4 protein-coding genes are annotated in these 13,273 nt (G+C 72.2%); all 4 read right to left on the bottom strand.

All coding sequences use genetic code 11. The features are described from left to right. The coding region (locus tag F3J10_RS30470; protein ID WP_167243667.1) for a non-ribosomal peptide synthetase at positions 1-1,756 on the bottom strand (1,756 nt) is incomplete at its 3' end. Between the two features lie 35 nt (positions 1,757-1,791). Beyond that, the gene (locus F3J10_RS30465; RefSeq protein ID WP_166916585.1) at positions 1,792-5,769 is read right to left on the bottom strand and encodes an SDR family oxidoreductase; all 3,978 of its coding nucleotides are present in this window, start codon (positions 5,767-5,769) and stop codon (positions 1,792-1,794) included. Then, positions 5,762-10,261, bottom strand: a complete 4,500-nt coding sequence (locus tag F3J10_RS30460; RefSeq protein WP_167243666.1) for a type I polyketide synthase — start codon at positions 10,259-10,261, stop codon at positions 5,762-5,764. The genes F3J10_RS30465 and F3J10_RS30460 overlap by 8 nt, the downstream gene beginning before the upstream one ends. 7 nt (positions 10,262-10,268) lie before the next feature. Then, positions 10,269-13,273: AMP-binding protein (locus F3J10_RS30455; RefSeq protein ID WP_167243665.1), on the bottom strand; the 3,005-nt coding region annotated here is incomplete at its 5' end.

Raw genomic sequence — 13,273 nt, 5'->3', positions numbered from 1 at the left:
CGGCGGCGGGGCTGGCCGTTCGCCGCGCGCGGATCGCGGCGGCGAGCGCGGCCGGGGTGCGCTGGCGGAACACGTCGGCGATGCTGACCGTGACGGCGAATCGCTGCTGCAGCAGGAAGGTCAGCTGGGCGCTCAGCAAGGAGTTGCCGCCGATCCGGAAAAAGTCCGTGTCGGTGGCCACGTCGGTGCGCGCCATCAGCGTGGCCACCACCTCGCGAACCTGCTCGTCCAGATCGTCGGCGGCCGGCTCGCTGCGATAGCACGCCGAGGCGATCCGCTCGAGCGCGGTGCGGTCGGTCTTGCCGTTGCCGTTCAGCGGGATCGCCGCGATCGGCTCGAGCCGCGACGGCACCATGAAGGCCGGCAGGCGCGTGTGCAACTGGTCCAGGATCTCGTGCCCGGGCGCGTGGCCCGGCTGGGCCACCACCAGCGCGACGAGCTGGTCGTTGCCCGAGGGATCGACGACCTTCACCACCGCCGCGTCGGCCACGCCGGCGATGCCGCGCAGCGCGACCTCCACCTCGCCCGGCTCGATACGCACCCCACGCACCTTGACCTGCCGGTCGGCGCGGCCGAGGTAGCGCAGCAGGCCGTCCTCGTCGAATTGGCCGAGATCGCCGGTGCGATAGAGGCGCAGCCCCTTCAGCGGGCCTTGAGCGACGGTGGGGAATTTCTCCGCGGTGAGCCGCGGGTCGTTCAGGTAGCCGAGCGCGACGCCCTCCCCGCTCAGGCAGATCTCGCCGACGGTGCCGGGCTCGACCGGCATCAGCGCGTCGTCGAGCAGATGCGCGGTCTTGCCCGGCAGCGAGCGGCCGATGCTGACGGTGCGGCTGGCGCCGTGGCGCGGTACGGCATGACCCGTCGAATAGGTGGTGTCCTCGGAGGGGCCGTAGAGGTTGTGGACCTGCCGGACCTGCGGCGCGGCATCGTGGATCGCGTCGACCAGATCCTGGTACAGCGCCTCGCCGGCCAGGTTGACGATCCGCGTCGCGGCCGGGAAGCGGCTGCGACGCACCAGCTCCCGCGCGGCGGAGGGCACCGTGTTGATGAGGCTGACGTCGAACTCGGCATCGGCCTCGAGCAGTTGCAGGATCGAGTCGACCAGCACCACCTTGCTGCCGGAGCAGAGCGTGCAGACCAGCTCGAACAGCGACAGGTCGAAGGTGATCTGGGTCGAGGCCAGCACCGCGCGCCGCTCGTCGGGCCGATAGGCGGCGCGATACCAGTCGATCAGGTTGCGCAGGCTCGCCTCGCCGATCAGCACGCCCTTGGGCGTGCCGGTCGAGCCGGAGGTGAACACCACGTAGGCGGGGGCGTCGTCGCCGCGCGGCGCGGCGGGATGCCAGCCCTCGCCCGGCGCCGCGTCCGGTTCGGGCGGCAGCACGATCGGGCGGCACTCGGGCGGCAGCAGCCCCGCCAGGGCCTCGCTGGTCACCACGTGGACGATGCGGTGGGTCGACACGATCTCGCGAATGCGCTCGGGCGGATATTTCTCGGTGAGCGGCACATAGACGGCCTGCGAGCCGAACGCGGCGAGGATCGCGGCGGGCAGCCGGAAATCGCGCGGCAGCAACACGCCGACCAGGGTGCCGGGCGTGACGCCCGCCGCGGCGAGTCGCGCGCCGATCGAGGCGACGCTCGCCCGCAGCCCGGCGTAGCTGAGTTGCCCGGACGGGCCTTCCAGGGCGAGCGCGTCGGGCTGCGCGGCGCAGGCCTGCTCGAACTGGGCGTAGACGGATGGTGCGGATTGGGTCATTGCACGGCTCTCTGAATGGACTGCCATGTTTGGGATCATTGATTGACGGCGAGCTGCGCGTCGCGCTCCAGCAGCTTGGTTTCGATATGCTCGACGAGCAGGCCGAGGGTGCGGATCTCGTAGATGATCATCGCGTGCAGGCCGACCTGGTAGCGGTCCTTGATCATCGAGACGAACTGCACCGCGCTCAGCGAATGCGCGCCCTGCTCCAGCAGCACGTCGTCCCAGCCGAGCCGCGGCGCGCCGAGGATGCCGGCCCAGCTGCGCTCGACGAAGCGGTGCAACTCGGAGCGGTAGGCCTGGCCGTCGTCCTCGCCGGCGCGCGTGCCGGCCTCGGCCGCCACGTGCCGCAGCCGCGCCAGCTCGGTGACCTTGCTGACCTCGCCCCAGTGCTCCAGCACCGAATCGAAGTCGATCGTCGAGATCACCAGCCGCGGCCCGAAATTCCAGTGCAGGATGCGGTCGTAGACGGCTGCGATCTCCTGCTCGGTCATGTGGTTGCGCATGTGCTCGCGGCTCAGGTCGGCGAACTGCGGCAGCACGTTCGGGCGCGTCAGCCGCTCGGCGTTGACGGCCCCCCAGTTGGTCGAGCACACGTCGCCGAGCCCGGCCGCGAGGCCGGTCTGCGCGATCGCGTCGACGAAGGCGTTGGCCGCCGCGTTGTCGATCTGGCCCAGCCCGCCGATGATCGAGTTCATGCTCGAACAGAGGATCAGCTTGGTGACGGGGTGTCGCCGCAGATACGCGAGCAGGTGGTAGGTGCCGTAGACCTTGGCCGCGAACACCGTGTCGAAGTGGGCGATGTCCTTGTTGTCGATCATGCCGTTCTCGACCCGGCCGGCCGCATGGATCACGCTGTGGATCGCGCCGTGGCGCTCGCGCGCCGCGTCGAGCGTGGCGGCCAGGGCCTGGCCATCGGTGATGTCGCAACGCTCGATGCGCACCGTCGCGCCCTGCCGCTCCATGGCGCGAATGCGCTCGATCTTGCGCGAATAGGGATGGTCCGCGCCGTGCTCGGCGAGCCAGGCGTCCCATTGCTCGCGCGGCACGAAGCGCGACGAATTCAGCAACAGGATGGTGCAGGCCGCGCGGCTCGCGAGATAGTCGGCCACGCTCAGGCCCAGCTCGCCGAGCCCGCCGAACACCGCGTAGACGCCCTCGGCCGCGACTTGCGGCGTGCAGTCCGCCGGCACCGAGAAGCGCTCGTAGACGCTCTGCCAGCGGCGCCCGTCGCGCAGCGCGACGATCTCGTTGGCGGCCGTCAGCGGCTCCAGGAACTCCAGGCCGAGGCGCGCTGCCGACGCGTTCGCGGAAAACAGCTCGCTCGAGCGCACGTCGACGATCCGGCAGTCGATGAACGCGTATTCCTTCTGCAGGGTGCGGCTGATGCCCAGCACGGTGGCCTTGTCGGGATGCAGCGCCTCGTCGGGCGAGAGCGCGACCAGTTGCGAGGCCGCGACCACGATCGAGCATGCGCCGGTGCCCAGCGTGGCGCGGTTCAGCGTGCGCGCCAGGTAGATCAGGCTGAACAGGCCCGGCGCCTGGTGCTCGGCGAAGCGCGCCGGGGTGCCGTCCCAGTCGGACTCGGGCGCGAGCCAGGCGTGCACGATGTAGAGCGGCAGGCTGGCGCGCGCGGCGAGCGCGTCGAGCAGCAGCCGGTAGTCGTCCTCGCTGGCCGGATCGATCGCGAAGGTCTGCTCGTCGAGCACCGCGAAGCCCGCGCCGGGCACCACGTAGCTGCAGCGCGCCAGGTCCGCCCACGGCGCGCCGAGGCGCGCTTCGCGGTTCGGCGCGAACACCAGCACCGGCGCGTCGCGGAACGCGTCGACGCGCTGGGTGCCCGCGGCGAGCGTCGCGCTCTCGCGCCAGGTCGGCTTGTAGAACCACTGGCCGATGTCGTCGATTTTGCGGTTGCGTCGCTCGGCCTCGCTGCTCACCGGCAGCCACTGCACCGTCTTCGCGAACGCATAACCGGGCAGGGACACCTTGCGGCGCGGCTCCTCGGCGTGCGCCGCGCGCCAGTCCACCGACAAGCCGGCCTGCCAGGCGACGGCCAGCAGGCGGGCGAGGAACGCGTCGTCGAGCGAGGGCGCACCCAGCTCGACCACGCGGCCTCGCAACGGCAGCCGCGCGGCGCCGTCGAGCGTGAGCAGGTAGTCGCTCGGCGTCGGTTCGACGGCGTGGCCGCTCAATACCGCGGCCATGCCCTCGCCGCCCGTCTCGACCAGCGCCTCGGCGAGCGCGGCCGGCAGCGTGGCATGCGGCTGCGGATGGGCGTCGACGCCGAGGCCGCGCAGGCGCGCGACGAGCCGCAGCGCGTAGGCGGCGATCCGCTCGGGCAGCGCATACGCATCGAAGCGTGCCAGGCTGTCGGCCTCGCGCGCGCGGATCGCGCGCCAGGTCGCTTCCGGCTCGCTCGAGACGGTTGCCACCAGCAGCCGATGCCGCTCGCCCTGCCACACGTGCGGCGTGGCGACCGCCAGTTCGTCGGCGGCCTCGGCCGCGTCGCCCGCCACCACCGCGAGCCGATGCGCGAAGGCCTTGCGGCCGACGTTGGCGGTGTAGCAGAGGTCGGCGAAGGGCGGCAGCTCCGCGCCGTTGAGCCAGCCGAGGTAGGCCAGGCGCAGCGTTTCCAGCGCCTGCGCGCTGCGCGCCGACAGCGTCAGGCAATAGGCCGCGCGGGTGGCCGGCAGCGGCGCGAGCACCGGCGCCTCCGCCAGGATCGCGTGCGCGTTGGTGCCGCCGATGCCGAAACTGCTGACGGCGGCCAGGCGCGGCGTGTCGGAGTGCCATTCGCGGCCCCGCGCGTTGACCTCGAACGGGCCGCGCGCCAGGTTCAGGCGCGGGTTCGCGGTCTCGAAGCCGAGCGAGGCGGGCAAGCGGCGATGACGCAGCGCCAGGGCCGTCTTGATCACGCCGGCCGCGCCGGCCGCCACGTCGATATGGCCGATATTGGACTTCACCGAGCCGATCGCGCATTTCACCGCGCGCGAGCCGCCCTCGCCCGCTTCGGCGTCGGCATAGGCCTCGGTCAGGGCGGCGATCTCGATCGGGTCGCCCAGCGAGGTGCCGGTGCCGTGCGCCTCGACGTACTGGATCTGCGCGGGCCGCACGCGGGCCGCCTCCAGCGCGTCGCGGATCACGGCGCGCTGGCCCGACACGCTCGGCGCCGCGTAGCCGACCTTGTCGCTGCCGTCGTTGTTGACGGCACTGCCCTTGAGCACGGCATAGATCTGGTCGCCGTCGCGCAGCGCGTCCTCCAGGCGCTTGAGCACCACCAGCCCGGCGCCGTTGCTGAACACCGTGCCCACCGCGCCTTCGTCGAAGGCGCGCACCTGCCCGTCGGGCGAAAAGAAGCTGTCCTGGCTGTACAGGTAGCCGCGCGTGTTCGGCACGTTGATCGACACCGCGCCCGCCAGCGCGAGATCGGCCTGGTAGCTGAGCAGGTCCTGGCAGGCGGCGTGGATCGCCACCAGCGAGGTCGAGCAGGCGGTCTGGATGTTTACGCTCGGCCCATGCAGGTCGAGCAAGTACGACAGGCGCGTGGTCAGGTAGTCGCTCAGGTTGCCGAACAGGATGCTCTGGCCGTCGCGGTCCAGGTCGACCGCCTCGGAGCGGAACACCACCGAGTGCAGGTAGCTGTTCAGGCTCACGCCGGCGTACACGCCGACCCGGCCCGGATCGACGCCCGGCACGAAGCCGGCGTCCTCGAACGCGTGCCAGGCGAGCTGCAGGAACACGCGCTGCTGCGGATCCATCAGCCGCGCGTCGTGGTTGCTGATGCCGAAGAAGGCGTTGTCGAAGCATTCGATGTCGCGCAGGCGGCCGCCGACCGGCACGTAGTTCGGCGCGCGCAGATGCGCGGGATCGATCCCCGCCGCGAGCAGCTCCTGCTCGTCGTAGCGTTCGAGCGAGCAGCGCCCGGCCTCGAGGTTGCGCCAGAATTCGCGCACGTCGGCGGCGCCGGGGAAGGCACCGCTCATGCCGATGATCGCGATGTCAAGATCACTCACTTTGCGACTCCATGCTAAGTTTCCGGGTTTGGTAATAGTCGTGCCGGCGGCGTGCGCCGGGCGGCGCTTCGCCTGCCCGCGCGGGCGCGGGTTCGGGTTTCGATTGCGGGGCGTGGGCCTCGGCGAGCCGTTCGATGGTCGGGAAGCGGAACATGTCGATCGCGGCGAGATCCCAGTCGAGCGCCTGGTTGATGCTTTCCACCAGCTTCAGCGCGATCAGCGAATGGCCGCCCAGTTCGAAGAAGTTGTCGCGGATGCCCACCGGCTGCACGCCCACGCATTCGCTCCACTGCGCGGCCAGCACCTGCTCCACCTGGTTGCGCGGCGGCACCAGCTCGTCCTTGAGCGGCGGGCGCGGCGCCAGTTCGACGACGGCCGCGGCCGGATCGTCGCGCTCGCCGAGCACCCAGTTGCGGTAGCGGCCCAGCAGGTCGCCGCTGGCCACCACCACGTGGGCCGGCCAATCGAGCGCGGCCAGGCGTCCGAGCACCGCCAGCCCCTCGTCCTCGCTGATCGCGTAGTGATCGATGCCGACGTCGGCATTGCCGTCCTCGCGGGTGTCCTTGAAGAAGGCCCAGGCATCCCAGTCGATCACGCTCCAGCTGCAGCTCGCGCTGCTCGCCGCGCGCGCATAGGCGTTGAGCAGCGAGTGCGAGGCCGCGTAGCCATAGAGGCCGATCCCGCCGAGCGTCGCCGAGATCGACGAGACCACCATCACGCGCGGCACCGCGAGGCGGCGCGTCAGCGCGTGCAGGTTGGCGCAGACCGCCAGCTTCGGCGCGATCAGCGCGCGCAGGTAGGCGTCGTCGGTTTCGTTGAAGGCGCGGTAATGCATGTCGGTCGGCGCGCCGGCGGCATGCACGATCAGGTCGAGCGAGCCGAAGGCCTGCTCGGCCTCGCGCGCGGCATGTTCGAGCGCGGCCGGGTCGGTCGCGTCGGCGTCGATGAACAGGATCCGGTGCCCCGCCTCCACCATGCGCGCATGCAGCCCGTGCCGGCGGCGCAGCGCCGGGTCCGAGGCGGTTTCCGGATCGCGCAGCGCGGCGCCCACCCGGCTGGCGCCACGGCTGACGATCGCCACGTCGGCACCGGCCACGCTGGCGAAGAACGCCGCATAGACCATCCCGACATTGCCGGCGCCGCCCACCACCAGCACCGAGCGCGGCGCGCGTCCGGCCTGCTGCGCGGCGCCGGCGCCACGCCGCAGCCGGCGTTCGAGCAACTGCTCGGCGCTCACCCGCAGGAAGCGTCCCGCGTCGTGCAGGCATGCCTGGGCGAGCCGGTCGCGCGCGATCCCGGCCGAGCCGGCGGCCGCGTCGGAACCGGAAGCCGGCTCGCCGTCCAGCGCGGCGGGCTCGACATGGATGGTGCGGCAAGCCAGCCGCGTGAACTCCTGTTGCGCGACGGTGGCGAAGCCGTCGATCCAGGCGTGGGCCGCCGACGCTTCGTCGCCCGCCGGCGCCAGCGTCACCAGGGTGATCTCCAACCTGCCCGGCAACGCGGCACGCAGCGCGCCGAGCCGGCCTTGCAGGGCCAGCATCGCGGCGATCGGGTCGTGCTGCCCTTGGGCCTGTGGCGGCAGCGCCACCAGCACGCGCCAGACGCGGCGCGCGGATTGGCCCGAACGGGCGGTCTCGGCATGCGCGGCGGCGAACGCGGCGAGGCGGGCCTCGAAGCCGGCGGGGGCCTCGCCCATCACGAAATCGTCGAGCACCGTGACCGGCGCATGGCGCGCCAGCCGTCGCGCGAGCCGGTTGGCGAAGGCACCGCCGTCGCCGATCAGCAGCAGCGGGGCGGCATCGTCCCCGGCGGTCGCGTCATCGGCGCCGGCACGCGCCGGTGCCGCCTCGGCCCATTCGTATTCGTAGAGCCAGGCGTCGAGGTCATCCTGCTTGCGATAGGCCTCGGGCGCCGCGTCCACGGCGGGGCGCGCGGCGGGTGCGTCGATCCAGCAGCGCACCTCGTCGAGCGGATGCGCCGGCAGCGCCACGACCTTGCCGCGCGCCTCGCCGTACAGCGGCCGCCAGTCGATCTCCATCCCGTTGACCCAGCATTGCCCGACCAGCGTGTCGAACCTCGTCGCCTCGGCACCGGGCAGCAAGGTGGGGAACGGCGCGACCTCGGCCGGCAAGGCGCGCGCCAGCGCGTTGACGAGCGACTTGCCCGGCCCGGCCTCCACCCAGGCGCCGAACGGCACCTGCTCGGCCAGCGTGGCCAGGCAGTCGCGGAACCGCACCGTGCCGCGCAGATGGCCGACCCAGTAATCGGGTGTCGCGAAGCGTTCGGGGCGATCGGCCCGTCCGTCGAGATTGGCGGCGATCGGAAAGCGCGGCGGATGCAGCGTGACGCCGTCGAACGCCGCGGCGAATTCCAGGCTGCTGGCCGTCATCAGATGCGAGTGGAAGGCGTGCGAGGTGGGCAGTCGCACGCTCGCCAGCTTGGCGTCGGCGAGCCGCGCGGCCAGCTCGTCGATCGCCGCCTCGCTGCCGCCGAGCACGCACGAGCTCTCGCTGTTGACCGTGCAGAGCGAGATTTCGGGGCCGAGGAACTCGGCCACCCGCGCCTCGTCGCACAGCACCGCGAGCATCGCGCCGCGCGGCGCACGGCTCATGATCCGCGCACGCGCGGCGACGATCCGCACCGCATCGTCGAGCTCGAACACCCCGGCCAGCGTCGCGGCCACGTATTCGCCGAGGCTGTGGCCGGCCGCGGCCGCCACCGGCAGGCCCATCTCGATCAGCAGCATGCCGAGCGCGTATTCGAGCGTGAACAGATACGGTTGCAGCACGGCGGTGTCGCGCAGCGCCGCGTCGTCGGCCTCCAGCAGCGCGCGCGGATCGTCGCAACCGGCCGCCACGAAGCCTGCCGAGCAGGCGTCGAACAGCTCGCGGAACCGGCCTCCGCGCGCATGCAGCTCGCGTCCCATGCCGGCGTATTGCGTGCCCTGCCCCGGAAACAGCAGCACGGCCGGCGCATGGCGCCAGTCTGCGCCGGCCGCCAGGCGCGCCGGCGAGCCGGCGCCGAACACCAGCGCGCGCCGCTCCGCGTGGTGCGCCCGGAACAACTGCGAGGTGTAGCGCGCGTCGCCCGGCGCCAGCGTGCCGGCCTCGAGCGCGTCCCGGCTGGCTTGCTCGATGCTGTCGAGCGCCTGCGGCGTGCGCGCCGAGAGCAGCAGCGGCCCGTTTGCAACGCCCGTGGCCGGGCCGGGCTCGGGCGCCTGCTCGAGGATCACGTGAGCGTTGCTGCCGCCCACCCCGAGCGCGCTGACGGCGGCCCGGCGCGGCGTGCCGGCGGGCTCCGGCCAGGCTTCGGCGCGCGTCGGAATATAGAACGGCGAGCCCGCCAGCGTCAGTTCCGGGTTCGGCGTGCTGAAGCCGGCCAGCGGCGGACGGGTCCGATGCGCCAGGCACAGGGCGGCCTTCAGCACGCCCGCCAGGCCGGCCGCGACGTCGGTGTGGCCGATGTTCGCCTTGACCGAGCCGAGCGCGCAATAAGCCTGTTTGCCTTCGCCGCCGGCTTCGCCGTAGGCGTCGCGCAGCGCGCGGAACTCGATGGGGTCGCCGAGCGTGGTGCCGGTGCCGTGCGTTTCCAGGTAGCCGATGGTGGCCGGGTCGATGCCGCTGCGCTGGTAGGCGCGGCGGATCGCATCGGCCTGCCCGGCCACGCTCGGCGCCGTGTAGCCGGACTTGCGGGCGCCGTCGTTGTTGATCGCCGAACCCCGGATCACGCCGAGGATCGGGTCGCCGTCGCGGCGCGCGTCGGACAGGGCCTTGAGCGCGAGCACCACGGCGCCGTTGGTGAACACGGTGCCGCTCGCGGCCGCGTCGAACGGGCGGCAAATGCCGTCCTTGGCCAGCACGCCGTCGCGCTGGTACAGATAGCCGGCGTGCTGCGGGGCATGGATCGCCGCGGCGCCGACCAGGGCCATCCGGCACTGCCCGGTCAGGATCGCCACGCGCGCATTGTGCAGCGCCAGCAGCGACGACGAGCAGCCGGACTGGATCGACATCGCCGGGCCATGCAGGTCGAGCTTGTAGGCGATGCGGGTGGCGGCGCAATCGCCGCTGTTGCCGAACACCACGTCGGCGAGCGCGAGGCTGCCGGGCGGGTGGCCGCTCAGGTTGTTCAGCAGGTAGTGGGCGAAACCGACCGAGGCGAACACGCCCACCTCGCGGGTGCCGGCCCCCACCGCCTCGAGCAACTGGTGCGCGAGGGTCAGCAGCACGCGCTGCTGCGGATCGATCGCCTGCGCCTCGCGAAACGTGTAGCCGAAGAAGCGATAGTCGAAACGGTCGACGTCGTCGAGCACGCCGGCACGCCGCACGTACTCGGCCCGGGACGACAGCGCCGCGTCGACGCCGGCCTCCCGCAGCGCCGCGTCGGACAGGCTGCTGATGCAGTCCCTGCCCTCGATGATGTTGCGCCAGAAGGCGTCGATGCCGTTGGCGCCCGGCAGCCGCAGCCGGGCGCCGATCAATGCCACCTGTTCCATGGTGTCCTCAGGGTTGCGTGGTGAGCGTGAGCTGCCCGATCGTCATCTCCGGCGCGCGCACGCAATCGAGCAGGATCCGCATCAGTTCGGCTGCGAGATCGTCGATGGCGGCCGCGTCGAGTACGTCGTGGCTGTATTCGAGAAACAGTTCGGTCGAGCTGCCGAAATCGTTGACCTCGAGCGAGAGCTCGAACTTCGATCCGGTCGGCCGCAGCGGGATCTCGTGCACCGGCAGGCCGGCCATCGAGAACGCGTACATCGAGCGGTCGATGAAGTTGAAGAAGGTCTGGAACACCGGCGTGCGGCCCAGCGAGGCCTCGCTCACCAGCCGGCTCGCGACGGCCTCGAACGGCACGTCGGCGTACTCGTAGATCGCGAACAGCTCGCCGGTCACGCGCTCGACGAAGGCGTCGAGCCGCGCGGCGGGATCGAGCGCGATCGGCAGCACCACCGTATTGGTATGCAGGCCGATCTCCTGCAGCGTATCCGGCGTGCGGTTCATGGTGGCGAGACCGACGTTGACGGGCGACTCGCCGCTCGCCTGGTGCAGGGTCAGCGCGTAGGCACCCAGGAACAGCGCCGCCAGCGGGATGCCTCGATCGCGCGAATACCTGCCCAGCGCCTCGCGCAGCGGGCCGTCGATGACGATGGGCCGGCTCTCGCCCGCGAGGCTGCGCATCTCGGGGAACGGCGCGGCATAGGGCAATGCCAGCACGCGGTCGGCGAGTGCGAAGCGCTGGATCAGGGCATCGACGCGCGCCTCGGCCACGGGCTGGCGCGCGGCCGAGGCCGGCGCCATGGGCAGGCTCGCCGCGGCGGGATCGGCCAGCAGCGCCTCGTAGCGGGCGCCGAGTTCGCGCAGGAAGTTGCCGCAGCCGATGCCGTCGATCACGATGTGATGGAACAGCATGAATACCGCGTGGCCGCCGCCCTCGAGCGCGAAGGCATGCGCGCGCCAGAGCGGGCCGGTGCCGAGCGCGAACGGCTCGCGCAACCCGCGCTCCAGCACCGGGCGCAGCGCCGCGAAGCCGATGCGCGGATGGCGCGTGAACAAGGTCCCGGGCGGCAGGGGGACGCAGCGCTTGGCCAGGCCCCGGGCACTCGGTTCGAACACGGCGCGCAGCGACGGGTGCGCCGTCAGCACGTCGCGCAGCGCGCGTTCGAGCAGTTCGAGATCGAGGCCGTCCGGGAATCGCAGGCCGACCGGAATGTTGTAGGTTTCCCTGACCACCGACACGCTGTCGAGGAAGTACAGCGCGCGCTCGCTCGCCGACGGCGACAGCGGGGCGTCTTCATGCGCTGCCGGTCCGGCGGCCGTTGCCGGCGTGCCGGGCGCCAGCGGTGGAGGTTCCGCGCCGTGGGGCGCCGTCGAAGCCGCATCCGGCTGGATGCCACGCGCATCGGCGTGCCGCGGCGGCACGGCCGCATCGCCGGCCTCGCCCGCCTCGCGCTCGTCCAGGCACGCGGCCAGCGCGAGCACGCTCGAGTGCGTCATGAAGGTTTCCAGGCCGATCTCGACGCCGAAGGCCTTGCGTAGCTGGGCGATGATGCGCACCGCGGACAGCGAGTGGCCGCCGAGCGCGACCAGGGTCGCGTTCGGATCGACCTGCTCGATGCCCAGCACCTGCGCATAGATGCCTTGCAGCGCCTCGGCTCGTGCGTCCAGCGCGAGCGCGCAAGCCGCCTCGCGAGCGTGGGCCGCGCCGGCCGCGGCCGGCGTATCGGCGGCCAGCGCGTCGAGCAGCGCCCTGCGATCGATCTTGCCGTTGGCATTGGTCGGCCAGGCGGCGGCCATCAGGATCCGCGCCGGCACCATATAGGCCGGCAGCCGTGCCGCCAGCGCGCCTAGCAGCGATGCCCCGTCCAGCGGCTCGCCGGCACGCGGCGCCACCCAGGCGACCAGCATCGGCTCGCCGGCCGCCGACGCGCTCACCTGCACGATCGCCCGCCCCACTCCCTCCAACATTTCGAGCTGCCGCTCGATCTCGCCCAGTTCGACGCGGAAGCCGCGGATCTTGACTTGCCCGTCCTCGCGGCCGAGAAAATGCAGCGCGTCTTGCGCGTCGCGATAGGCGAAGTCACCGGTCCGGTAGACGCGGCCCAGGCCCGGCAGCGTGACGAAGCGCTCCGCGCTCAGGTCCTCGCGGCCACGATAGCCGCGTGCCACGCCGTGCCCGCCGATCGCGATCTCGCCGCGGCTGAAGCGCGGCGCCGGCCGGCCCCGCACGTCGAGCAGGTGAATCGTGGTGTTGCCGAGCGGCTCGCCGAGCGTGACCTCGGCCGTCTCGGGGCCGGCCAGGGTCGACCAGATGGTCGCCTCGGTCGGCCCGTAGACGAGCCGCACCGAGGCGCAGGTCTCGCGCAGGAAGCCGAGAATCGACGCATCCACCGGCTCGCCGCCGCACAGCACGTGAAGCCGTGCGTTGCCGCGCCAGCCGCCCGCGCGCAATACGCTGAAGAACGACGGCGTACCCTGCAGCCAGTCGATGCGCTCGTGTTCGAGCAGGCGCGCGAGCGCGTCGGCATCGAGCCGCACCGGCTCCGGGCAAGCCACCACGGTGCCGCCCGATACCAGCGGCCAGAGCATCTCCAGCAAGGAAATGTCGAAGCCGATGGTGGTGGTCGCCAGGATGCGGTGGCCGGTGCCGGCGGGCAGCCGCGCGCGCATCGCCAGCAGGAAACTCGCGAGGTTGCCCTGCGTGAGTTCGACGCCCTTGGGCGCGCCGGTCGAGCCCGAGGTGTAGATCAGGTAGGCCAGCGCGTCGGGGCTGCCGGCGGCGGCCTGGAACGGCGCGAGTTCGGGCGCGGCGAATACGGCGTCCGACAGCACCAGGGTGGGCGGATCGCCCGCGTCCGCTTCGCCGTCGCGGCAGAGCGCGGCCAGCCCCGCGTCGGCGACGATGCTCGCGCGCCGCGCGGGCGGCAGGTCGAGCGGCAAGGGCACGTAGGTCGCGCCGACCCGCCAGATGCCGAGCAGTGCCGCGAGCAGCGCGGCGCCGCGCGGCATCGCCA

The organism is Burkholderia sp. Cy-637 (genome assembly GCF_011753175.1).
Classification (GTDB): Bacteria; Pseudomonadota; Gammaproteobacteria; order Burkholderiales; family Burkholderiaceae; genus Burkholderia; species Burkholderia gladioli.
This window is presented reverse-complemented; position numbering and strand designations above follow the sequence as displayed.

Coding starts and splice junctions, on each gene's coding strand:
- F3J10_RS30460 (WP_167243666.1), bottom strand. CDS start 10,261: ATGGAACAGGTGGCATTGATCGGCGCCCGGCTGCGGCTGCCGGGCGCC.